This window comes from Rhizobium bangladeshense (assembly GCF_001662075.1).
Classification (GTDB): Bacteria; Pseudomonadota; Alphaproteobacteria; order Rhizobiales; family Rhizobiaceae; genus Rhizobium; species Rhizobium bangladeshense_B.
In genome coordinates this window covers 170991-193123 of the sequence record NZ_LYPL01000010.1, presented here as the reverse complement: position 1 = coordinate 193123, position 22133 = coordinate 170991, and the positions used below count along the sequence as shown (strand labels likewise).

At 64.4% G+C, this 22133-nt stretch carries 22 protein-coding genes; 19 read left to right on the top strand and 3 right to left on the bottom strand.

The window, feature by feature from the left end:
- The first annotated feature begins 131 nt into the window (after positions 1–131).
- The 5 genes from cobF (at position 132) to A7X77_RS20375 (ending at position 4462) form a co-directional block, all read left to right on the top strand.
- Entirely contained in the window at positions 132–893 is a 762-nt protein-coding gene (gene cobF / locus A7X77_RS20395; RefSeq protein WP_064684719.1) for a precorrin-6A synthase (deacetylating), read from the top strand.
- 71 nt (positions 894–964) lie between these two features.
- Complete coding sequence (cobG, locus tag A7X77_RS20390; RefSeq protein WP_064684655.1) at positions 965–2338, top strand: precorrin-3B synthase; 1374 nt, start codon at positions 965–967, stop codon at positions 2336–2338.
- Between the two features lie 2 nt (positions 2339–2340).
- Positions 2341–2973 carry a precorrin-8X methylmutase gene (locus A7X77_RS20385; protein ID WP_064684654.1) on the top strand — a complete coding sequence of 211 codons (633 nt, stop codon included), beginning with the start codon at positions 2341–2343 and terminating at the stop codon, positions 2971–2973.
- Positions 2970–3701 (top strand): precorrin-2 C(20)-methyltransferase, encoded by a 732-nt coding sequence (locus A7X77_RS20380; RefSeq protein ID WP_064684653.1) that lies wholly within the window; start codon positions 2970–2972, stop codon positions 3699–3701. The genes A7X77_RS20385 and A7X77_RS20380 overlap by 4 nt, the downstream gene beginning before the upstream one ends.
- Positions 3698–4462 (top strand): precorrin-3B C(17)-methyltransferase, encoded by a 765-nt coding sequence (locus A7X77_RS20375; RefSeq protein ID WP_064684652.1) that lies wholly within the window; start codon positions 3698–3700, stop codon positions 4460–4462. The genes A7X77_RS20380 and A7X77_RS20375 overlap by 4 nt, the downstream gene beginning before the upstream one ends.
- Here A7X77_RS20375 and A7X77_RS20370 read toward each other — a convergent pair.
- The gene (locus A7X77_RS20370) at positions 4426–5196 is read right to left on the bottom strand and encodes a cobalt-precorrin-6A reductase (protein ID WP_064684651.1); all 771 of its coding nucleotides are present in this window, start codon (positions 5194–5196) and stop codon (positions 4426–4428) included. The two genes, A7X77_RS20375 and A7X77_RS20370, sit on opposite strands and share 37 nt — an antisense overlap.
- Between A7X77_RS20370 and A7X77_RS20365 the strand changes: the two genes are divergently transcribed.
- Together A7X77_RS20365 and cobM are read left to right on the top strand one after the other, a co-directional pair.
- Complete coding sequence (locus A7X77_RS20365) at positions 5195–6427, top strand: bifunctional cobalt-precorrin-7 (C(5))-methyltransferase/cobalt-precorrin-6B (C(15))-methyltransferase (RefSeq protein ID WP_064684650.1); 1233 nt, start codon at positions 5195–5197, stop codon at positions 6425–6427. The genes A7X77_RS20370 and A7X77_RS20365 overlap by 2 nt on opposite strands.
- Positions 6428–6431: 4 nt before the next feature.
- Positions 6432–7190: a precorrin-4 C(11)-methyltransferase gene (cobM, locus tag A7X77_RS20360; RefSeq protein WP_064684649.1), complete on the top strand. Its 759-nt coding sequence runs from the start codon at positions 6432–6434 to the stop codon at positions 7188–7190.
- Positions 7191–7263: 73 nt separating this feature from the next.
- Here the strand turns inward: cobM and A7X77_RS20355 are convergent, their stop codons facing one another.
- Positions 7264–8076, bottom strand: coding sequence for a TIM barrel protein (locus A7X77_RS20355; protein WP_064684648.1), 813 nt, complete (start codon positions 8074–8076; stop codon positions 7264–7266).
- A gap of 161 nt (positions 8077–8237) precedes the next feature.
- Positions 8238–9266 (bottom strand): LacI family DNA-binding transcriptional regulator, encoded by a 1029-nt coding sequence (locus tag A7X77_RS20350; protein ID WP_064684647.1) that lies wholly within the window; start codon positions 9264–9266, stop codon positions 8238–8240.
- 131 nt (positions 9267–9397) lie between these two features.
- Here A7X77_RS20350 and A7X77_RS20345 point away from each other — a divergent pair, with 131 nt between their 5' ends.
- From A7X77_RS20345 to A7X77_RS20295, 12 genes are all read left to right on the top strand, one after another.
- On the top strand, positions 9398–10486 hold the full coding sequence (locus A7X77_RS20345; protein WP_064684646.1) for a fatty acid desaturase family protein: 1089 nt from the start codon (positions 9398–9400) through the stop codon (positions 10484–10486).
- Positions 10487–10508: 22 nt separating this feature from the next.
- The gene (locus tag A7X77_RS20340; RefSeq protein ID WP_010028639.1) at positions 10509–10823 is read left to right on the top strand and encodes a MocE family 2Fe-2S type ferredoxin; all 315 of its coding nucleotides are present in this window, start codon (positions 10509–10511) and stop codon (positions 10821–10823) included.
- A gap of 10 nt (positions 10824–10833) precedes the next feature.
- Entirely contained in the window at positions 10834–12057 is a 1224-nt protein-coding gene (locus A7X77_RS20335) for an NAD(P)/FAD-dependent oxidoreductase (RefSeq protein ID WP_064684645.1), read from the top strand.
- Positions 12058–12083: 26 nt separating this feature from the next.
- Complete coding sequence (locus A7X77_RS20330; RefSeq protein WP_197486863.1) at positions 12084–12899, top strand: 3-methyl-2-oxobutanoate hydroxymethyltransferase; 816 nt, start codon at positions 12084–12086, stop codon at positions 12897–12899.
- 371 nt (positions 12900–13270) lie between these two features.
- Entirely contained in the window at positions 13271–14167 is an 897-nt protein-coding gene (locus tag A7X77_RS20325; RefSeq protein WP_064684643.1) for an NUDIX hydrolase, read from the top strand.
- Positions 14168–14236: 69 nt separating this feature from the next.
- Entirely contained in the window at positions 14237–15208 is a 972-nt protein-coding gene (gene nadA, locus A7X77_RS20320; RefSeq protein ID WP_064684642.1) for a quinolinate synthase NadA, read from the top strand.
- Positions 15205–16746 carry an L-aspartate oxidase gene (locus A7X77_RS20315; RefSeq protein ID WP_064684641.1) on the top strand — a complete coding sequence of 514 codons (1542 nt, stop codon included), beginning with the start codon at positions 15205–15207 and terminating at the stop codon, positions 16744–16746. The genes nadA and A7X77_RS20315 overlap by 4 nt, the downstream gene beginning before the upstream one ends.
- Positions 16724–17647 (top strand): carboxylating nicotinate-nucleotide diphosphorylase, encoded by a 924-nt coding sequence (gene nadC, locus A7X77_RS20310; protein ID WP_197486862.1) that lies wholly within the window; start codon positions 16724–16726, stop codon positions 17645–17647. Before A7X77_RS20315 ends, nadC begins: the two co-directional genes overlap by 23 nt.
- 248 nt (positions 17648–17895) lie before the next feature.
- Complete coding sequence (locus A7X77_RS20305; RefSeq protein WP_064684639.1) at positions 17896–19848, top strand: BTAD domain-containing putative transcriptional regulator; 1953 nt, start codon at positions 17896–17898, stop codon at positions 19846–19848.
- Between the two features lie 103 nt (positions 19849–19951).
- On the top strand, positions 19952–20095 hold the full coding sequence (locus A7X77_RS33565) for a hypothetical protein (RefSeq protein ID WP_010029296.1): 144 nt from the start codon (positions 19952–19954) through the stop codon (positions 20093–20095).
- Positions 20096–20107: 12 nt separating this feature from the next.
- On the top strand, positions 20108–21373 hold the full coding sequence (locus A7X77_RS20300; RefSeq protein ID WP_064684638.1) for a YcaO-like family protein: 1266 nt from the start codon (positions 20108–20110) through the stop codon (positions 21371–21373).
- On the top strand, positions 21370–22113 hold the full coding sequence (locus tag A7X77_RS20295; RefSeq protein ID WP_064684637.1) for a TfuA-like protein: 744 nt from the start codon (positions 21370–21372) through the stop codon (positions 22111–22113). Before A7X77_RS20300 ends, A7X77_RS20295 begins: the two co-directional genes overlap by 4 nt.
- Positions 22114–22133 lie beyond the last annotated feature (20 nt).

Sequence of the window (22133 nt, the reverse complement as noted above, 5' to 3'; positions counted from 1 at the left end):
CGGGATTTGCGGCAACAATAGGGGCCAGGGCCTCATCGTCGACCCAGTTGGCCGCGGCCAACTCCCTGCCCTGCCCTTGCGGTGGGCCGGCTTTTTCGGCAAGACCGCCAGGAATCATGGGAGTTATCGGCGTGAAGCACATCCATATCATCGGCATCGGCACGGGCAACCCGGAGCACGTCACTATACAGGCAATCAATGCGATGAACGCCGCCGACGTGATCTTTCTGCCGCTCAAGGGCGCGGCCAAGGAAGAGCTTGCCGAGGTCCGCCGCGAGATCTGCGAGCGATATGTTACACGGCCGGTCCGGATTTCAGAATTCGCGGTGCCACAGCGACAGACGGCCCCCAAAAGCTACGCGCAAAGCGTTGACAGCTGGCATGGCGAGATCGCCCATATCTATGCAGAGCTGATCGCCGGCCTGCCCGAGAATGGCAACGGCGCCTTTCTGGTCTGGGGCGATCCCAGTCTCTACGACAGCACGATCCGCATCATCGAACGGGTGCGGCAGCAAGCCGACCTGGATATCGATTACAGTGTCGTTCCCGGCATCACCAGCATCCAGGCCCTGGCGGCCAGCCACAAAATCCCGATCAATCTCGTTGGCAAGCCGATCGAAATTACCACCGGGCGTCGGTTGGCGCGGAAGGGGCTTCAGGCGCCCGCGACGGTCGTCATGCTCGACGGCGAACAGGCCTTTGCCAAGATCGACGACCCCGGTGCGGAGATCTTCTGGGGCGCCTATCTCGGTACCGAGGACGAGATCGTCCGATCAGGGCGGCTCGGCGATGTCGCGGCCGATATCCTGACACTCAGGAGCGAGGCCCGGCAACGGCATGGCTGGATCATGGACATTTATCTCCTGCGCAAGGGACGGGATTTCGAGGAATAGCCGGCCGACCGTTTCCATCATGTTTTGCCGCTTCTGCCGCGATCATGTAAGACACGGACAGAGGATCAAGAATGACCGCCAAGGCGATCGACAAAAGAGACGCGACGGACGGCCGTGATCGCGCGGCGGCGAAGAAGCGCACGCGCGGCGCCTGCCCCGCCCTTGCCGCGCCGATGCCGACCGGTGACGGCCTGCTCGTGCGGCTGCGCCCGGCAGGCGGCGCGTTGACGCTCTCGCAATTCTCCGCCCTTGCTCGCTCAGCAGCGGCGCATGGAAATGGTATTCTCGAGATCACCGCGCGCGGCAATCTGCAGATCCGCGGACTGCGGGCCGAGACGGTCGCACAGTTCGCTTCCGATATCGATGCCGCCGGGATCGCCATGCCGGACGGGCCGGCGATCGAGATCTCGCCGCTGCATGGCATCGACCCGGAAGAGGTGAGCGATCCGGCCGCAATGGAAATGGCCCTGCGCGGCAAGCTTCAGGAACTGCTCGCCTCTCCGCGGTTTGCGCCGAAATTGTCGATCGTCATCGACGGCGGTGGAACCTTCGGCTTGTCGGCGCTTTCGGCCGATATTCGTGTCGTCGCACTGTCCCAAGCGCATTGGCTTGTCGCCATCAACGGCAATGATGCGACCGCAACCCCGGTCGCGGCCGGTCCTGCGGAGGCAGCCGTCTCGGCCGTTGGCGAAATCCTGAGCCTGCTGGCAATGCTCGGGCAGGGCAGTCGGGCACGGGATATCGATCCGCTGCTTCTGCAAACACATTTTCCCGCAATGACCGCTATCCGATCCACTCAGTCGTGCTCGGCAAAGATGCCGCTACCGGGCCTGCATAGGCTGGCGGACGGCAAAACCGTACTTGGCGTGCGCCCGGAATTCGGCCAGACGAGAGCGTCCGACCTGACCGCCGTGCTCGATCTCGCCAAAGCCTCTGGCGCAACGTCCATCCGGCTGGCGCCGGGTCGCGGTTTCTTCTTCCTCGGCCTGTCCGCCGAGAGAGTGCCGGCGATCGAGGCCGCGGCGGCCCAATATGGCTTCAGCGCACAACCTGGCGAGAAAGCCGAGCATATCGCCGCTTGCGCCGGCGCCGGTGCCTGCGGCTCAGGCTTCTACGAGACACGAAGGCTGGCCCGCCGCATCCTGGCAGCCGCACCGGACCTGTTCGACGGGTCGCTGACGCTGCATCTCTCCGGCTGTGCCAAAGGCTGCGCGCATGCGCGCCCGGCGCTGACGCTGACCGGGACGGTTGAAGGTTACGATCTCATCCTCAACGGGTTGGCAATGGATCGGCCGGATGAACGGATCGCTGGCGGACGGATCGATTTCGCTATAGAGAGGCTCGCCCGCTCCATCGAAGATAACAGAGGCGCTGGCGAATCGACCGCCGCCTGCCTTACACGGCTTGGCGCAACCGGCGTTTCGAAGGCGCTGCGACAGGAATAGGAATGCCAGACTACGATTATATCCGCAGCGGCGACGCGATCTACGAGCGCTCCTTTGCGATCATCCGCGCCGAGGCCGATCTTTCGCGCTTCACCGAAGATCAGGCCGAGATCGCCGTGCGCATGATCCATGCCTGCGGGCTGGTCGAAGCGGCGGAGCATTTTGTGTTTTCCGCCGATGTCGTCAGCGCCGCGCGCGAGGCGCTGAAAGGTGGGGCACCGATCTTCTGCGACGCGGAAATGGTCGCTCAGGGCATTACCCGGGCACGGCTGCCGGCGATGAACGAGGTGATCTGCACCCTGCGCGATCCCGCCACGCCGGAGCTTGCGGTTAAGACCGGCAATACGCGCTCGGCCGCCGCCATGCATCTGTGGCTCGACCGGCTCGGCGGAAGCATCGTCGCGATCGGCAATGCGCCGACGGCGCTGTTCCACCTGCTCGAACTCTTGCGCGACGGCGCCCCGAAACCCGCTGCTATCCTCGGCATGCCCGTTGGTTTCGTCGGCGCGGCGGAATCGAAGGATGCGCTGGCGGAAAATTCCTATGGCGTCCCCTTTGCCATCGTGCGCGGCCGGCTCGGCGGCAGCGCCATGACGGCGGCCGCCATTAATGCGCTGGCGAGGCCGGGCCTATGACAAAACAAGGCCGCCTGATCGGCGTCGGCACGGGTCCCGGCGACCCGGAGCTCCTGACCCTTAAAGCCGTCCGCGCCATCGAAGATGCCGACGTCATCGCCTATTTCGCCAAAGAGGGCAGGGGCGGCAACGGCAAGGCGATCGTCGAACCGCTGCTGAGATCCGGCGTGACGCTGATGCCGCTCTATTATCCGGTCACCACCGAGATCGACAAGAACGACGAGCGTTACAGGAGCCTGATCACCCAGTTCTATGATCGGTCCGCCGAGGCGATTGCCGGCCATCTCGATGCCGGGCGGACCGTCGCCGTGCTCAGCGAGGGCGATCCGCTGTTCTACGGCTCCTACATGCACCTGCATGTCAGACTTTCCCAGCGCTACCCGACGGAAGTGATCCCCGGAATCAGCGCCATGTCGGGCTGCTGGTCCTTGGCCGGCATGCCGATCGTCCAGGGGGATGACGTGCTTTCCGTACTGCCCGGTACGATGGCCGAGGCCGAGCTGACGCGTCGCCTGGCCGATACGCAAGCCGCCGTCATCATGAAGGTCGGCCGCAATCTGCCGAAAATCCGCCGGGCGCTGGAAACTGCCGGACGACTCGGCGAAGCCGTCTATGTCGAACGCGGCACCATGGCGAATGCGGCCATGGCAAAGCTTGCCGACAGGGCCGACGGCGATGCGCCGTATTTTTCGCTCGTCCTGGTGCCGGGCTGGGAGGGCAGCCGATGAGCGGCGCGCTTTTCGTGATCGGCACCGGCCCCGGCAATCCCGAACAGATGACGCCGGAAGCGTTGGCCGCCGTCGACGCAGCGACGGATTTCTTCGGTTATGGACCCTATCTCGACAGGCTGCAGCTCCGCGACGATCAGCTGCGCCATGCCTCGGACAATCGCGAAGAGCTCGATAGGGCAGGGGCGGCACTTTCGATGGCAGCGCGGGGCGCCAAGGTCTGCGTCGTCTCCGGCGGCGACCCCGGTGTCTTCGCCATGGCTGCCGCCGTCTGCGAGGCGATCGAGAACGGGCCGGCAGCTTGGCGCGCGGTCGATCTCACCATCCTGCCCGGCATCACCGCGATGCTGGCGGTGGCCGCGAGAGCCGGGGCACCGCTTGGCCACGATTTCTGCGCCATCTCGCTGTCCGACAATCTAAAGCCTTGGAACATAATAGAAAACCGTCTCGAATTGGCGGCCAGGGCCGGCTTCGTCATCGCCCTTTATAATCCGATTAGCCGGGCACGGCCCTGGCAGCTCGGCGAGGCCTTCAAGCTGTTGCGCGACCATCTGCCCGCAACGACACCGGTCATTTTCGGGCGCGCGGCCGGGCGGCCGGACGAACGTATCGCGGTACAGCCGCTGTCGCAGGCGGATGCCTCGATGGCCGATATGGCGACCTGCATCATCATCGGCTCGGCCGAAACGCGGATCGTCACGCGGCCCGCCAGGCCGGACCTCGTCTACACCCCGCGTTTCATGGCGGAGGGGAAGAGGTGAGCGACCGCCGCCAGCACCGCCTCGACAGTTTCGACCGTCTTGACCATGGACGCCTGCGCACGCGTGACCATCATCACCTCGATGCCGAGCAGGCGGGCTGCCTCGATCTTCGCATAGGTGGCGCCGCCACCGCTGTTCTTGGCGATGATGACATCGATATGATGCCGACTCAGCAGGGCCAATTCGCCTTCCAGCGTGAACGGACCACGATCGAGGATATAATCGACATTTGCGAGCGCAAGCGGCGGCTCGACGGGATCGACGCTGCGAACGAGATAGTGATGCTGTGCTGCTGCTTCGGCATAATGCGCACCCTGCCGGCCCGTTGCCAGGAAGACTTGGCGGGGGGAGGGGCCAAGCGCCTCAATGGCCGCCGGAATGCTCCGCACGTCCCGCCAATGATCGCCCGGCAGGCGCTGCCATTCGGGACGACGCAGAGCGATCGCGGCCATGCCAGTGGCCTCGGCAGCACGGGCGGCATTGACAGAGATGCGCTCGGCGAAGGGATGCGTGGCGTTGATCAGCAGATCATATCCGCCCCCCTTCAGGAAATCGGCCAGCGCCGCAGCGCCGCCGAAACCACCGATTCGAACCGGAACCGGCTGCGCAGCCGGTTTTTCCGTACGCCCGGCCAGCGACAGAAGAATATCGCAATCGTCACGCGCCGCGAGCGCTTCGGCCAGCAGGCGCGCCTCGCTCGTGCCGCCAAGGATCAGAATGCGAGGTCGTCCCATGTCTGATCTCTCTCCTTTCGGCAATCAGCCCTGGCTGACTATTATCGGCATCGGTGAAGATGGTCCAGAAGGGCTGGGCGCGGAGGCGAAAAGGCTGATCGCCAGCGCACCGGCCGTCTTTGGCGGCGCACGGCATCATGCGCTTGCCGCGTCGCTGATCAAGGGCGAAAGGTTTTCCTGGCAGAGCCCGTTCGAGCGCTCGGTCGACGCGATCATTCAAAGACGCGGCACGCCTGTCGTCGTGCTCGCCTCCGGCGATCCGTTTCTCTATGGCGTCGGCGCAACGCTTTCCCGCCACGTGGCGGCGGACGAGATGCGCACCATCTCGGCGCCTTCGGCCTTCAGCCTTGCCGCCTCGCGGCTCGGCTGGCCACTGCAGGACGTCGCGACGATTTCGCTGCATGGCCGGCCGATCGACCTGATCCGGCCGCATCTGCACCCTGGACGGCGCATCATCGCGCTGACGTCGGACGAGAAGGGGCCTCGCGAGCTGGCAAACCTGCTTACCGCCAACGGTTTCGGTCAGTCACAGCTTACCGTTCTGGAGGCGCTGGGCGGCTCGCGGGAACGGCACAGAAGGGCGATCGCCGCGGATTTCGATCTTGCGGACATCGATCCCCTCAATGTCTGCGCCCTCCATGTCTGGGCAGGGGAGGGGGCGCGCATTCTGCCTTTCGTCGCCGGGCTCGAGGACGAACTGTTCGAGCATGACGGACAGATCAGCAAACGCGAAATCCGGGCGATGACGGTGTCGGCGCTCGCGCCGCGGCACGGCGAACTGCTCTGGGATATCGGCGCGGGTTCGGGATCGATCGGAATCGAATGGATGCTTGCCGACCCGTCGCTGAAGACGATTGCCGTCGAGCAATCGCCGGAACGGACGGCGCGGATCGTCCGCAACGCATCTGCCTTGGGCGTGCCGCGTCTCGCAGTCGTCGAAGGCGCAGCACCCGGCGCGCTTGTGGGCCTGCCGGAACCGGATGCGATCTTCCTCGGCGGCGGCGGCAGCGAGGCTGGCGTCATCGATGCCGCGATTGCGGCGCTGAAGCGGGGAGGGCGGCTGGTCGCCAATGCCGTAACGCTGGAAATGGAGGCCGTGCTGCTCTGCGAACATGCAAAGCGCGGCGGCTCGCTGACGCGCATCGAAATAGCGCGTGCAGGCGCGTTAGGCGGCATGAGCGGCTGGCGGCCGGCCATGCCGGTGACGCAGTGGCGCTGGACGAAAGGATGACGGAATGACGGTGCATTTCATCGGCGCGGGGCCAGGGGCTGCGGATCTGATCACTGTGCGTGGCCGCGATCTCCTCGCCCAGTGCCCGGTGTGTCTCTATGCCGGTTCGATCGTCTCTCCCGACTTGCTGCAATATTGCCCACCGGGCGCGCGTATCGTCGATACCGCCCCGCTGTCGCTTGACGAGATCGAGGCGGAATATCTCGCCGCCGCGGCTGCCGGGGAGGATGTCGCAAGGCTGCATTCCGGCGATCTCTCGGTCTGGAGCGCGGTGGCCGAGCAGGTGCGCCGGCTACAAAAACACGGCATCTCATATACGATGACGCCGGGTGTTCCGGCCTTTGCCGCCGCTGCCTCCGTGCTCGGCCGCGAACTGACGATCCCGGCCGTGGCCCAGAGCCTGGTGCTCACCCGCGTTTCCGGCCGCGCTTCGCCGATGCCGAATGACGAGACGCTGGCGAAATTCGGCGCCACCGGCGCCACGCTGGCGATCCATCTGGCAATCCATGCGCTGAAGCAGGTGGTGGCGGAATTGACGCCGCTCTACGGCGCCGAGTGCCCGGCCGCGATCGTCGTCAAGGCCTCCTGGCCGGACGAGCGCGTGCTGCGCGGCACACTCTGCGATATCGAGGCAAAGGTTGCGGCCGAACCGATCGAACGCACGGCGATCATCTTCGTCGGCCCATCGCTTGCCGCAGAGGATTTTCGCGAGAGCTCGCTCTACGACCCCGCCTATCAGCGCCGGTTCAGGGGCCGCGAGTAGAGTGATACAGTCGGCCACTCGCCAGCGGCCGACCTTATCGACAATCGCGGCTGCGCCGCAGGTGTTTGCAGTCTCAAACTCGTGCGGTGAGATGATCCATGCTGGTGCGTAGCGCTACAGCCGGGTCCTTGACGGCATGAACTTCGGCTGCGAAGGGCTCGAAGGAGAACGGCCCCTTGTAGCCCGCCTGCAGCAGCGCCTTGATCTGCCCGGTATTGTCGAGCCGGTCGTCGCCGTCGACGAGGACACGGTGGGAATCGCGCATATCGGCAACCGACACAGAGGCGTCGCTGACGCCGGAAATGTGGACGAGCCCGGCAAGCTCCGGGAAGGTCGCCGCTTCGCCGGCAAGGTGATGGTGGAAGGTGTCGTGAACGAGCTTGAAGGTCGATTGCGCGCCGAGTTCCTTGATCCCCTCGGCCGCCTCGGTCTTCGAGCGCAGCGAGCAAATCTCAAAACCGAGGGGCTCGACGAGGCCGATGATGCCCGCTTCATCGAGCATCGGCTTCAACGCCGTCAGGGACTGACGCAGATTGGCCTGCCGTTCGCCATCGGCGCAGCCGGTGCCGTCGTTCTTCGGAACGAGGACGAGCGCCTTGGCGCCGCAGGCGCTGGCATAGTCGATCAGTTCCTGCGCTTCGGCAGCCCGGATTGCATTCCATTCGTTGAAGCGCTGCAGCGCATTGATCGAGATGATCGTCAGTCCGTGGCTCTCGGCGGCTTGCTTGATCGCCTCGGGTTTGGTGCCGTCGAGAATAGCGTTGCCGGAAAGGTCGTTGCGGATCTCGACCTCTCCGATGCCGAGCGACTTTGCCAGCGCGAAGAAATCATCGATGGCAAGCGACGGCGCGGCCATATGGTTGAGCGCAAAGCGGATGGAAGTCATGACGGAATATATCCTCCTCGTCTCCGCATCGCGGCGGAGCAATCCTGTGAATGGGCGAGCGAATCTCTATCGGAATTCGTGTGGCAATCCATCCGCCATCGCCTGCTCCCGCTTTCATTGCTGAAAGAATTTCGAGAGCAATGATGGAATTCCATCACTCCTTAGATGTTCTCTGAAATGTAGATGTCGAATGGCAGGAAGGACTGGCCGGGAATGGCGGCCTCGCCGCGCTCGATGGCGCCGAGCATCAGCGACACCAGCTCCTTGCAAAGGGCGGGCAGGGGGGTTGCGATCACCATTGTGACGATATCGTCGGCGAGACCGGCCTTGCTGTCCGGCGTCAGTTCGTTGACCACCAGCGCGACCCTGCCGCCGACGCCCTCTTCGCGGAATGCCGAGATCGCCCCCTCCATGCCGCCGCCGCAGATATAGAGGCCGACGAGATCGGAATGCTTCTGCAGCAGCGTCAGCGTCGCCTCGTGGGTGATTTCGGCGGTTTCGAGATTGATCAGCGTGTCGACGACATCGAATTCAGGCGCGTTCTCGCGAAAATAGGAACGGAAGCCGATCTCCCTGAGTTCATGGCCGTGAAAGCGGTGACTGCCAACGAAACAGGCAACCTTGCCGGGTTTGTGCGCCGTGCGGGCGATCGTCCAAGCGGCGGTCCGCCCGACCTTGCGGTTGTTGACGCCGACATAGGCGTCGCGCACGCCCGTGGCGAGATCGGAGAGCACCGAGAACACCGGGATGCCCCGCTCCTTCAACTCCTCGACCGCCGTCGTCACCGCGGGATAATCCGGCCCGACGACGGCAACCGCCTGGTTCCGGGCGGCAAAGCCTTTGATCTTCTCGACGATGGCGGCTGGGGTCGCCGCTGCGGGATAATCGATCTGGATCTGCAGGCGGGCGGTGGTCACGTTGCGCGCCGCCGTCTCGATTTCGCGAGCGAAGGCCTGATAGAAGGGCTGCATCGGCTTCTGCAGCAGGAAGGCCAGTCTGTATTGCGGAAGATCCTCGAAGACACGCTGCCGGATGAGGCCGACGGCATGGTAGCCGATCGCCTCGGCCGCGTCATAAACGCGCCGCGCCGTTTCCTCCCGCACGCGGTGGCGGCCGTTGAGAACCCGGTCGACGGTGGCAACACTGACGCCCGAGGCGCGGGCGAGATCGGAGATGGTGGGACGGCGCATAGACGTTCCTGATAGATTCAATCACGGATGCAAGCCATTTGTGATGGCTTTTGATAGATAGTATCAAGCCTGCATTGAGGGCTCGCCAAAGTCAACCTATTCTGATCGGCAAGGGCAACGGGAGGCAGATAATGGCGACCCAGACAAAGAAACGCGACTACGACCTTCTCGGCGAAAGCGGCCGCGCCGCCGTCGAGGTGGGGCTGGCGGCAGCGCAATGGTACCACACCGATATTCCGCGCAAGGAGATGAAGGCGCTGATGCAGCGCTCCGATGCGCCGGCGATCCGTGACACGGTCATCTGGCTCGGCAGCATGGCGGTTCTTGCCGGGCTCGGCATCTATTTCTGGGGTTCGTGGATCGCCGCGCCCTTCTTCCTCGCCTATGGCGTGCTTTACGGCTCGGCATCCGACAGCCGCTGGCACGAATGCGGTCACGGCACCGCTTTCAAGACGCGCTGGATGAACGACGTCGTCTACCAGATCGCCTGCTTCATGATCATGCGCAATCCGGTGACTTGGCGCTGGAGCCATGCGCGCCATCACACCGATACCGTCATCGTCGGCCGCGATCCGGAAATCGCGGTCATGCGGCCGCCGGACCTCCTCCGGCTGGTTCTCAATTTCTTCGGCATCCTCGACGTCTGGCACGCGATGATCGACATGCTGCGCAACGCATTCGGTGTCGTCAGCGCGGCCGAGAAAAGCTTCATTCCCGAAATGGAACAGCCTAAAGCGATCCGCATCGCCCGCATCTGGCTGGCGACCTATCTTGCGACCGTCGCCGTCGCGGTCGCCACGGGCTCCATCCTGCCGCTGATGCTGATCGGCCTGCCGCGTCTCTACGGCGCCTGGCACCATGTGCTGACCGGGCTCCTGCAGCATGGCGGGCTTGCCGACAACGTCATCGATCACCGGCTGAACAGCCGTACCGTCTATATGAACCCCATCAGCCGTTTCATCTACTGGAACATGAATTACCACGTCGAACATCACATGTTCCCGATGGTGCCCTACCACGCGCTGCCGAAGCTGCACGCGATGATCAAGCACGACCTGCCGGCGCCGAACCCGTCGATCCTCTCCGGCTATCGCGAGATGATCCCGGCCTTCCTGCGCCAGCTGCGCAACGAGGATTATTTTCTGAGGCGGGAACTGCCCGCCACCGCGCGGCCCTATCGCGAGGAATTCCACAACGAACTGGCGCCGGCCGCGCAATAATCGAAAATCGAGGAGGACAAAGATGAGCGGAAACTGGATCGAAGTCTGCGGCAAGGACGAGATCGATGAGGAGGATGTCATCCGCTTCGATCATGGCGGGCGCACCTTTGCGGTCTACCGTAGCCCCGACGACGAGTTCTTCGCGACCGACGGGCTCTGCACACATGAACATATCCATCTCGCCGACGGGCTCGTCATGGATGAGATCATCGAATGTCCGAAACATAACGGCCGCTTCAACTACAAGACCGGCGAAGCGAAGGGCGCCCCGGTCTGCGTCAATCTGAAGACCTATCCGGTCAAGGTCGAAGGCGACACCGTCTTCATAGCTGTGTAAGGAGGCGGACGTGGCTCATTTCGTCATCCTGGGTGCGGGCGAATGCGGTGCCCGCGCCGCTTTCGCCTTGCGGGAAAAGGGATTTGACGGCGAAATAACGCTTGTCGGAGCCGAACCCCTGCACCCCTATGAGCGGCCGCCGCTTTCGAAAGCGGGTTCCGATGCGAGCGATCCGAAATTCATCGTTGCGGCGGAAAAATACGCCGAAAACCGCATCCGGCTCCTGACCGGCCTGGAAGCTACGGATTTCGATCCGGCCTCCAGGACCGTTACGCTTTCGAATGGCACGGCGCTTCTCTACGACAAGCTGCTGCTGGCGACGGGCGCAGCCGCGCGGTCGTTCCCCGGCGCTCCGGAGGACAGTCCGCATATCCGCGCGCTTCGGACCCATGACGATGCGGCAGCGTTGCGCGAGGCCATGAAACCAGGACGGCATATTGCCATCATCGGCGGCGGCTTCATCGGCCTCGAGCTTGCGGCGACGGCGCGCCTCCTCGGCGCGAAAGTCACCGTCATCGAAGGGCTGGAACGGGTGCTGAAGCGCGGCGTGCCGGAGGCGATCGCTCATCTGCTCACCGAGCGCCACCGCGCCGAAGGCGTCGATATCCGCTGTGGCGTCTCCATCGAGGCGCTGACGGCGGAAGGCGGGAGAGCCCGCATCCGATTGTCGAGCGGCGAGGTGATCGAAGCCGATCTTGCTCTCGTCGGCATCGGCGCGCGGCCGAATGTCGAGATCGCGCAAAGGGCGGGGCTGACGATCGAAAACGGCATTGCCGTCGACACCTACCTCCGGACTTCGGCGCCTGACGTCTTTGCGGCCGGCGACTGCTGCTCCTTCCCGCTGCCGATCTATGGCGACCGGCGGGTGCGGCTCGAATCCTGGCGTAGTGCCCAGGAGCAGGGCACATTGGCCGCGGCCAACATGCTCGGCCTCGACGAGGCCGTTTCATCAGTGCCGTGGTTCTGGTCGGATCAATACGACATGACGCTGCAAATTGCTGGCCTTGCCGAAGGGGCGGCCACGCATTACCGCCGCGACCTTGGCGCCGGCGCTTTCATTCTTTTTCATCTCGACGCCGACGGACGGCTGATCGCCGCCAGCGGCATCGGCCCGGGCAATGCGGTGGCGCGCGACATCAGGCTTGCGGAAATGCTGATCGCCGCACGCGCCCACCCCGCCCCGTCGGCGCTGACAGCCGTCGACGTCAAGCTGAAATCCCTTCTGGCCGCCTGAGCCGTCCGACATTTTCAAAGGAATTGATGATGAAAAAACATAAGCGTGCAACCGTCGCCGATCTGCTTTCGGAAAAAGGCAAGCGCCAGCTGACCATGCTGCGCGTCACCTCGCTGGAAGAGGCGGAAGCTGCCGAAAAGGCGGGAATCGACATCGTCTCGGTGCCGCCGTCGCTGCTTGGTCCGGTCTTTCGCGAGATCGCCCCGACGCCCTTTGCCATTCCGGGGCTCGAATATGGCGACCATGTTTCGGCCGAAGATTATCTGCGCGCCGCCTTTGCGGCGCTGAAGGCCGGCGGCGACGCGGTCTATTGCGCCGCCAGCCTGCAGATTGTCCGGCGCCTGCGCGAGGAGGGCATTCCCGTCTGCGGCCATCTCGGGCTGATCCCGTCGAAGGCGACCTGGACGGGCGGCTTCCGCGCCGTCGGCAAGACAGCGGCGAGTGCGGCCGAAATCTGGCGGCAGACCAAGGCGCTGGAAGAGGCCGGCGCCTTCGCTGCCGAGATCGAAGTCGTACCGGGCGACGTCGCTGCCGCCATCAGCAGCAATACTTCGATGCTGATGATCTCGATGGGGGCGGGGAGCGGCTGCGACGCCCAATATCTCTTCGCCGACGACGTGCTCGGCGCCAACCGCGACCACTATCCCCGCCATGCCAAGGTCTACCGCAACTTCGCCGCCGAACACGACCGGCTGCAGCGCGAACGCATCGCCGCCTTCACCGAATTCGCCGATGATGTCCGAACCGGCGCCTACCCGGAAAAGCGCCATCTCGTCGGGATCGAGGAAAGCGAATTGAAGGCTTTCCTGGATCGGCTGGTGAGCGAGACGGGGAATAGCTGAGCGTTTGTTCTTGCCTTCGCTTGTGCTCAGCGCATTCGCTCCTATCGTCGCTCGCCCCTCATCTGCCTGCCGGCATCTTCTCCCCGCTGAGGAGACGGGGGGTTGTGGCGCCGTCTCGCGCCTCTTGATACCTTTGCTGTAGGAATGGCCACCGTGCGGCTTGCTCCCCTTCTCCCCCAGCGGGCAGAAAATGCCAGCCATGGGGGTGAGGAGCGCCCGCGACGAACGCCTTGAGCGCAAGCGAAAGGCATCTTTCGCCCAGCATCGTCTCGAAGATGTGGGCCGCACCCCGAACTCATCGGCACGCCATTGGCTTCCACTCCCGCCTGTGTCAGGAATGACCCATTCGGAACGGAGTATTCGGCCCCCCTGTGACGATCGGCTTTGCGCATGCGGAATTGATTGCGGTGCTCGTCGCGGTGACGGGGGACGAGCCGCGCGTGATGACCATCCGTTCCGGCGGCGCGCTGCCGTCGGGTCCCTTCGAAATGGGCCATCGCACCCTGCAATCAGGCCTGCGCGAGTGGATCCAGGAACAGACGGAGCACCCGGTCGGCTATCTCGAGCAGCTCTATACCTTCGCCGACCGCGACCGGAACAACGACATCCCGGGCGGCCGGACGATTTCGATCAGCTATCTCGGCCTTGTCAACGAGGAGGCGGGCGCCGGCCGGCCGGGATGGCATGGCTGGTACGACTATTTTCCCTGGGAAGACCATCGGCAGGGCCGCCCAGCCGTGCTCGGCGAGATCATGACGCGCCTGAAGAGCTGGGCGGATGCCGATCCGGCCCGGCGTGATCACCGCCATCGCCGCGCCGATTTCACCTTCGGCCTCGATGGCGGCGGCTGGAACGAGGATCTGGCGCTGCAACGCTACGAACTGCTCTATGAAGCCGGGCTCGTGGCCGAAGCCGGATGTGCTGGTGAAGCCAATCTCGGCCGGGCAATGTTTGCCGACCATCGCCGCATTCTCGCCACCGGGATCGCCAGGCTGCGCGCCAAGATCAAATACCGCCCGGTCGTCTTCGAGCTGATGCCGGAGAGCTTTACGCTCCTGCGGCTGCAGCGCACCATCGAGGCGCTCGCCGGACTGACATTGCATAAGCAGAACTTCCGCCGCCTGATCGAACAGCAGGAACTGGTCGAGGAGACCGGCGGCACGGAAAGCGAAACCGGCGGCCGGCCGGCCAAGCTTTTCCGCTTCCGCCACACCGTGCTCGAGGAACGGGCGCTCGCTGGAACGAAATTACCGCTCTCCCGCAATTGACATATACTCAGAACGAGAATATCTCTTTGCCCATGATATGCTCAAATCGAGCATAATTAGGAGCCGGCAATGAATCATCCTGTTTCAGCATCCTCGCTCTATGAGCGCGTCAGCCGCGTCATTCCCAAAGCCGAATGGATGGCGTTCGAAAATGATGTCGACGCGATCCTCGACCTCAAGCGTCGCCGCAACGCCGTCATTCTCGCGCATAATTACCAGACACCGGAGATCTTTCACGGCGTGGCCGATATCGTCGGCGACAGCCTGGCGCTCGCCCGCAAGGCGATCGAGGTCGATGCCGACGTGATCGTGCTCGCCGGCGTGCACTTCATGGCCGAGACGGCCAAGCTGTTGAACCCTGAGAAAACCGTGCTGATCCCGGATCTCGGCGCCGGCTGCTCGCTGGCGGATTCGATCACACCGGAGGATATCGCGCTGTTGCGGCAGGCCCATCCCGGCGTGCCCGTCGTCACCTATGTCAACACCTCGGCCGCGGTGAAGGCCGCCTCCGATATCTGCTGCACCTCGGGCAATGCCAAACAGGTGGTGGAATCGCTCGGCGTGCCGAAGGTGCTGATGATCCCGGACGAATATCTGGCGCGCAACGTCGCCCGCGAGACCGATGTCGAGATCATCGCCTGGCACGGCCATTGCGAGGTGCACGAACTCTTCACCGCCGACGATGTCCGCCAGCTGCGCGAAAACCACCCCGGCGTGACGGTGCTCGCCCATCCGGAATGCCCGCCCGACGTGGTGGCCGAGGCCGATTTCGCCGGCTCCACCGCCGTGATGTCCGATTATGTCGGCAGGCAGAAGCCGGCGCGCGTGGTGCTGCTGACAGAATGCTCGATGAGCGACAACGTCGCCGTGCACCATCCCGACGTCGAGTTCATTCGTCCCTGCAATCTCTGCCCGCATATGAAGCGCATCACCCTCGCCAATATCCGCGCCGCGCTTGAGGAAAACCGCCATGAAGTGACGGTCGATCCGGCAATCGCCGCAGCGGCGCGGCGCGCCGTCGAAAGGATGCTGGCGATATGAGCGCACGTCTCGATCATCTTGCCGGGCGCACCGTCATCGTCGGCAGCGGCCTGGCCGGGCTGATGACCGCACTGACGCTGGCGCCGGAGCCCTCCGTCATTGTCACCCGCGCCGCCCTCGGCACACAGACCTCGAGCGCCTGGGCGCAAGGCGGCATCGCCGCCGCCATCGGCGCCGACGACAGCGCGGCGCTGCATCTTTCCGATACGCTTGCGGCCGGCGACGGGCTCTGCGATCGGACCGTCGCGGCCGGCATCATTGCCGAGGCGCCGGCGGCGATTGCAGCGCTGGAACAGGCCGGCGTGCGCTTCGACCGCAATGCGGCAGGAGAATTCTCGCTCGGACTGGAGGCGGCCCATAATCGCCGCCGCATCGTCCATGCCGAAGGCGACGGCTCGGGTGCGGCAATCATCGCCGCCTTGGTGCGGGCCGTGGCGCGGACGCCCGCCATATCCGTGCTCGAAGGCTTCGAAGCGCGGCGGATTCTGATGGACGGCGGCGAGGTCGCCGGCCTGCTCTGCGCGACCGCGGGTGGAGCCGCCATCCTGCCGACCGGAAAGGTGGTGCTCGCCACCGGCGGCATCGGCGGTCTTTATGATGCGACCACCAATCCGCTCGGCAATTTCGGCCAAGGGATCGCGCTCGCGGCACGGGCAGGTGCCGATCTCGCCGACATGGAATTCGTCCAGTTCCATCCGACGGCGCTCGATTCACGCCGCAGGCCCTTAGCGCTGGTCAGCGAGGCGGTGCGCGGTGAGGGGGCCCTGCTCGTCAACGAACGCGGCGAGCGGTTCATGGCCCGCATCCCGGGCGCCGAGCTTGCGCCGCGCGATGTGGTGGCGCGCGCCATCAGCGCCGAGATCGCCCGCGGCGGCAGAGTCTTCCTCGACGCTCGCGACGCGCTCGGCAGCCGATTTGCCGCACGCTTCCCTGTTATCGCAGCTCTTTGCGGTGAAGCCGGAGTCGATCCGGCGAAAGACCTCATTCCGGTGCGCCCGGCCGTTCACTACCACATGGGCGGGATCGCGACCGATGCCAACGGCCGCAGCTCGGTTCCCGGCCTCTGGGTTGCCGGGGAGGCAGCCTCGACCGGCCTGCACGGCGCAAACCGGCTGGCCAGCAATTCACTGCTGGAGGCGGCGGTGATGGGCATGCGGGCGGCGCGCGACATAGCGGGCATGCCGGCACGCACCAGCAGTCCCTTCCAATCCGAAAGGCTGCCGGTTTCGGCCGACGCATCGCTTATCCGGCCGATCGTCTCGCGCCATCTCGGCGTGCTGCGCAATCGGGGTGCCGTGCAGGACGCGACCGCCGCTCTGCTGCCGCTGGCCGAAAGTGACGGCCCTGCCGCCGATCCGGCCATCGTCGCACTGTTGATCGCCGTCTTTGCCGGCCTGCGGATGGAATCGCGCGGCGCCCATGCCCGCACCGATTTTCCGCTGAAGCTCGCCGATGCGCAACGCCGCCGAATGCGCCTTTCCCAGGCGTTGGAGATCGCCCGCGCAACACCGCCTTATGCCCTTGCCAGGAGTGCCTGAGATGAGCCTCGTTCCCCTTCCACGCCTGATCGTCGAGCCGCTGGTGCGGGCGGCCTTGCTCGAAGATCTCGGCCTCGCCGGCGACATCACCTCGGCATCTGTCATCCCCAAGGACCACCGCTCGACAGTGGTGATGGCCGCCCGTCAGCCCGGGGTGATCGCCGGTCTCGACGCGGCCGAACTCGCTTTCACGCTCGTCGATCCCGAGATCGCCCTGCGACGCCATGTCGAAGATGGCGACGCGGTCAAACCAGGCGACGTGATCGCCACCATCGAAGGTCCGTCGCGCGGCCTGCTCACCGCCGAGCGCACCGCGCTGAATTTCCTCGGCCATCTCTCCGGCATCGCCACCGTGACGGCCGAGATTGCCGCCGCCATCAGCGGCAGCAAAGCTTCTGTCGCCTGCACGCGCAAGACAACGCCGGGGCTGAGGGCGCTGGAAAAATATGCGGTGCGGGCCGGCGGCGGCATGAATCACCGTTTCGCCCTCTATGACGCGGTGCTGATCAAGGACAATCACGTGGCCATCGCCGGCGGCGTTGCCGAGGCGATCCGCCGGGCCCGGGCCGGCGTCGGCCATCTGGTGAAGGTCGAGGTCGAAGTGGACAGGCTCGATCAACTGCATGAAGCCATGGAAACAGGCATCGATGCCGTCCTGCTCGACAACATGACGCCTGATCAGCTGCGTGAGGCCGTCGCCGTCGTCGCCGGCCGGGCGATCACCGAGGCATCCGGCCGGGTGACGCCGGCAACAGCCGCCGCAATTGCGGCATCCGGTGTCGACCTCATTTCCGTCGGCTGGCTGACGCACAGCGCGCCGGTGCTGGATATCGGCCTCGATTTCGTCGAGGCGGCCGCGACGGCGGAAACCCGCGCCAAACGCGTCGCGTCGATGCTATGATCCTCAGCTCTGCTTGCTGAAATTGCCGGCCATCGAACCTCGCCCGGCTGAAATAACGGAAGGCAATTCGTGTCGCCCGGAAAGTGTTGGCAAGCATTTCCTGTCGGAAGACGCGAAAAAATGCAAATATTCGACGAAAAATCCGCTTTTCGATAGCAAAGCCGCTATGCGCGGGCCGCATATAGCTCTAACATAGAGTTGACCGGCGAGTGCGTATGCGCGCTTGGCTTTCAGGGGTGAGAAGCGGGATGCAACGGACATCCGGACAGATGTCGACGAACAGGCTTTGCCTGCTCGGAAGGCCGCGACTGCTGGCAGCGGGGAGGGAACTCCCCTTGCCGGAGAAGTCTTATTTTCTCCTCGCCATGCTCGCCGCCGAGGCCAACCTCGAACTCGACCGCGAAACCGTCAGACGCCAGCTTTGGCAATCGGAACTGCCGGAAAAGCGGGCAGGCAGCCTGCGCCAGCTGCTGTCGCGCATCGAGCAGAGTATTCCCGCCGAGCTTCCGCCGCTGCTTGCCGCGACCCGAACCCATATCGGGCTTGCGGATGGCTGGGAAGTCGACGTTCATTTGCTGAAGCAGAAAGGGCCGCTCGCCGCTGAAGACGGGGATATCCTGAATGGCGAACTGCTCGAAGGCGCCAAATCGCCGACGCAGGGGGCCGAGGACTGGCTGACCTTCGAGCGCCAGCGTATTGACGAATTGCGCGCCGCCCATCTCACCCGGCTGGTCGAGGCTGGCGAAGACAGATCGGAGGAAGAGCAGGTCGCCTTTGCCCGGCGGCTGCTGGAACTCGACCCCGCCAATGAGACGGCCTATCGCGCCCTGATGCGCCTCTATGTCAATATGAATGATCCGGCCGCGGCCCGTCAGGCCTATCTGAAGTGCAAGAGCCAGCTGAAGGACGACTTTGATACCGAGCCGGAGGAATGCACCACCGCGCTTGCCCGCGAACTCGGCCTGGTCCCGGCAGCACAGGCCGCGGCCGAGCGCCCGTCTTCCGCGTTCGGCGGCTTCGCCGATCCGCTCGGCCAGCCGCGAATCATCATCCTCCCGCCTGAGAGTATTTTTACCGATCCGCTGATGGAGCGCGTCGGCCGGGCCCTTCTCGAAGACGTCACCATCGGCCTCAGCCAGCAGCGCGGCTTCAAGGTGATCGCAGCCCATACGAGCCTCGAGATCCTCAGCCGCTCGGTCGATCCGGCGCGCGCCGTCCCCGGCCCCCTCGACCTCAGCTTCGATTATGCGGTCTACGTGACCATCCAGGGCCGCGACGAGGATGTCTACGCGACCTGCCGGCTGACGCGGACGACGACGTCGGAGGTGATCTGGGCGCTGGAACTGCCGCTGGTCATGCAGAAGATCAGCGAATCCTTCGCGCATCTGACACGGCGGATCGTTTCCTCGCTCGCCGACACGATCGAGCGCCACGAACTGGTGATGCCGATCGGCGATGCGCCGCCATCCGCCTACCGTCTCTATCTGGAAGGCAAGCGGCTAATCGCCCAAACCGACCTGCAGCATCTGCGCCAGGCGCGCAAATGGTTCAAATCTTCGCTCAATCGTTACGAGAATTTCTCGGCCGCCCATGCCGGCGTGTCGCGCGCGCTCGGCATGGAATGGCTCATCCGCGGCATGCAGGACACCGACCTGCTCGACGAGGCGAATGGGGCCGCGCGGCTCGCCCAGCAGTCCGACCCAAACAGCGGCCGGGCCTACCGCGAACTCGGCTTCGTGGCGCTGTATCGCCGCCGTTTCGATGAAAGCCTGGAATATTTCCAGCAGGCTCAGGATCTCAATCCCAACGATGCCGACATCCTCGCCGATTATGCCGATGCCCTGTGCCACAACGGTGACTTTGACAAAGCGCTGGACCTGAACAAGGCTGCTTTCAAGCTCAATCCGCTGCCGCCGGATTACTACTACTGGAATCGTGGCGGCATTCACTTCGATCGCGGAGAATACCGACAGACGATCGAGGCGCTTGAGCCGGTGAAGTCCAAGCAGGCGACCGCTCGGCTGCTCGCAGCCGCCCACGCCATGGCGGGCGATATGAAAAAGGCCGGCAGCTACGCCAACGTCGTTCTGGAAAATTTCCCGGATTTCCGCAGCGAGGACATTCGCCATTTCGTCCCCGATCGCGATCCTCGCTACACGGAAACGCTGATTCATGGCCTGCAACTGGCCGGACTTCCATGATTATCCGGCCTTTTAACGAAGCCTGTAACGCTTAAATGACGCAGGCAGTGTTCTTTTCCAATGGTTAACGGCAGCCCGCTGCCTATCCCATTGGAGATGGACAATGAAAACCAGCGTTGAAACCAATGCCGCAATGCCCTTCCAGCCGCGTTTCTCGGCTGCAGCCAAGGCTGCGATGAAGCAGGACGAACTCAATGTCGCTGCGAATGCTCTCGAAAACCTGACACATGCCCTGAAGTTCCGCTAAGGACGAGATGGCATGTCCGCTTTCGCCGACCTTGAGACGCTAGCCGGTGACCTCAAACGATCATCGGCCGGCGTCAGCGACTATCATGACCGTGCGCTCACCCCGGCGCAGACATTGGCCGCCATCAGGCCGCATCTGCGCGAATTCGGTATTACGCGCGTCGGCCTGCTGACCGCCCTCGACGTGCTGAACATCCCCGTCGCCTTTGCGACGAGGCCGAACAGCCATACGCTTTCGGTCTTCCAGGGCAAAGGTATCGACAATGATGCCGCCATGGCATCGGCCGCCATGGAGGCGATCGAGACGCGGATCGCGGAAATTGCGCCAGCCGACCTGACACGGGCGACCGTCGAGAGCATGCGGGCGGAAGGCGCCGCCATGATCGATCTCGACAATGTTGCGCGCTGCGCGCCCGATGACATCGGCGGCGGCCCCATCCCCTGGTGCTCCGGCCTCGACATCCTCTCGGGCAGCAGCGTCTTTGTCCCCTGGTGGCTCGTCGGCCTCGACCATCGCGGCGAGCGGCCGTCGGGCTTCGAGCAGTCGAGCGACGGGCTCGCCTCCGGCAACACGCCGTCCGAAGCGGTCCTGCACGGGCTTTGCGAGCTGGTGGAGCGCGACGCCTGGGCCCTGACCCAGCTGAAATCGCCGCAGCGCCTCAAGGAGAGCCGCATCGACCCCGCCTCGTTCGGCGATGCGGTCATCGATGTCATGACCGACCGGATTTCGCGCGCCGGCATGCGTCTGCTGCTGCTCGACATGACCACGGATATCGGTGTCCCGGCTTTTCTGGCTGTCATCATGCCGGGCAATCTGTCCGACCGCGTCGATGCGCGCTGGGCCCATGTCTGCGGCGGCTGCGGCTGCCACCCCGATCCCGTGCGTGCCGCGCTGCGGGCTATCACCGAGGCGGCGCAGAGCCGGCTGACGGCGATCGCCGGCAGCCGCGACGATTTCTCGCCGCGCATCTATCAGCGGCTCGACAAGAGTGCGGCGATGCAGCAGGTGGTCGAACTCTGGGAGGGCGATAGCCGAATGCGCGCCTTCCAGCCCCGCCATCGCCGACCCGCGACCATCCAGGAGACCATCGGCCATATTGCCGACCGGCTGACGGCGACCGGCATCGAGCAGATCGTCGTCGTGCCGTTTCCGCATTATCAGGCTCTGCCGGTCTCCGTCGTCAGGGTGATCGTGCCGGGCCTGGAGGTCGATATTTCAGGTCAGTACATCCAACTCGGCCTGCGCGCCGTCAACACCATGAGGGTAGCCCAATCATGAAGGTTCTGTTCGTCGGTCCGAGCCTTGGTGGCGGTCTTGCCGCAGCGAGAAACATGTCTCCCTGCATCGATTTCCGGCCGCCTGCCGTCTGCGGCGACATTCTCAAAGCAGTGGAGGACGGGGCCACCGCGATCGGCCTCGTCGACGGCTATTTCGGCGATTTGCCTTCGGTCTGGCACAAGGAAATTCTCTATGCGCTCGAGCGCGATGTCGCCATTGCCGGCGGCGCCAGCATGGGCGCATTGCGGGCCGCCGAATGCGCTCCTTTCGGCATGGTCGGGCTCGGCTCGATCTTCGAAGATTACCAGTCCGGACGGCTGCTCGACGACGAGGCCGTCGCGCTGGTGCATGCGCCGCAGGCGCTCGGCTGGCTGCCGCTTTCGGTGCCCTGGGTCGATTTCGAGCCGACGATCGATGCGCTTCACGCCGGCGGTGAGATTTCGTCGGCCGAGCGCAAGAAACTGCTGCTCTCCGGCCGCTTCCTGCATTTCTCCGAACGCACCTATGCGCGGGTGGTGGACGAGTGCCATTTCCGCAAGGCGCGCCGCGACCATCTGCTCGCGGCCCTGCGCAAGAACCGGGTCGAACGCAAGCGGGACGACGCGCGGCTGGTGCTGGAATGGCTGCGCCGTGACGAATTCGTACCCATCAACCGTGACTGGCACTTTGCCGCGACCTCTCACTGGGAGCTTTTGCACGCCGAAGTCACGCGCAGTGTGACGCCTGTAACGCTTGTATAACGGTAATGGCGAAAAGATGC

Excerpts from the sequence above, each read along its gene's own strand:
- cobG (WP_064684655.1), top strand. The coding sequence starts at position 965 with ATGACCGCCAAGGCGATCGACAAAAGAGACGCGACGGACGGCCGTGAT.
- A7X77_RS20385 (WP_064684654.1), top strand. The coding sequence starts at position 2,341 with ATGCCAGACTACGATTATATCCGCAGCGGCGACGCGATCTACGAGCGC.
- A7X77_RS20380 (WP_064684653.1), top strand. The coding sequence starts at position 2,970 with ATGACAAAACAAGGCCGCCTGATCGGCGTCGGCACGGGTCCCGGCGAC.
- A7X77_RS20375 (WP_064684652.1), top strand. The coding sequence starts at position 3,698 with ATGAGCGGCGCGCTTTTCGTGATCGGCACCGGCCCCGGCAATCCCGAA.
- A7X77_RS20365 (WP_064684650.1), top strand. The coding sequence starts at position 5,195 with ATGTCTGATCTCTCTCCTTTCGGCAATCAGCCCTGGCTGACTATTATC.
- A7X77_RS20370 (WP_064684651.1), bottom strand. The coding sequence starts at position 5,196 with ATGGGACGACCTCGCATTCTGATCCTTGGCGGCACGAGCGAGGCGCGC.
- cobM (WP_064684649.1), top strand. The coding sequence starts at position 6,432 with ATGACGGTGCATTTCATCGGCGCGGGGCCAGGGGCTGCGGATCTGATC.
- A7X77_RS20355 (WP_064684648.1), bottom strand. The coding sequence starts at position 8,076 with ATGACTTCCATCCGCTTTGCGCTCAACCATATGGCCGCGCCGTCGCTT.
- A7X77_RS20350 (WP_064684647.1), bottom strand. The coding sequence starts at position 9,266 with ATGCGCCGTCCCACCATCTCCGATCTCGCCCGCGCCTCGGGCGTCAGT.
- A7X77_RS20345 (WP_064684646.1), top strand. The coding sequence starts at position 9,398 with ATGGCGACCCAGACAAAGAAACGCGACTACGACCTTCTCGGCGAAAGC.
- A7X77_RS20340 (WP_010028639.1), top strand. The coding sequence starts at position 10,509 with ATGAGCGGAAACTGGATCGAAGTCTGCGGCAAGGACGAGATCGATGAG.
- A7X77_RS20330 (WP_197486863.1), top strand. The coding sequence starts at position 12,084 with ATGATGAAAAAACATAAGCGTGCAACCGTCGCCGATCTGCTTTCGGAA.
- nadA (WP_064684642.1), top strand. The coding sequence starts at position 14,237 with ATGAATCATCCTGTTTCAGCATCCTCGCTCTATGAGCGCGTCAGCCGC.
- A7X77_RS20315 (WP_064684641.1), top strand. The coding sequence starts at position 15,205 with ATGAGCGCACGTCTCGATCATCTTGCCGGGCGCACCGTCATCGTCGGC.
- nadC (WP_197486862.1), top strand. The coding sequence starts at position 16,724 with ATGCCCTTGCCAGGAGTGCCTGAGATGAGCCTCGTTCCCCTTCCACGC.
- A7X77_RS20305 (WP_064684639.1), top strand. The coding sequence starts at position 17,896 with ATGCAACGGACATCCGGACAGATGTCGACGAACAGGCTTTGCCTGCTC.
- A7X77_RS33565 (WP_010029296.1), top strand. The coding sequence starts at position 19,952 with ATGAAAACCAGCGTTGAAACCAATGCCGCAATGCCCTTCCAGCCGCGT.
- A7X77_RS20300 (WP_064684638.1), top strand. The coding sequence starts at position 20,108 with ATGTCCGCTTTCGCCGACCTTGAGACGCTAGCCGGTGACCTCAAACGA.
- A7X77_RS20295 (WP_064684637.1), top strand. The coding sequence starts at position 21,370 with ATGAAGGTTCTGTTCGTCGGTCCGAGCCTTGGTGGCGGTCTTGCCGCA.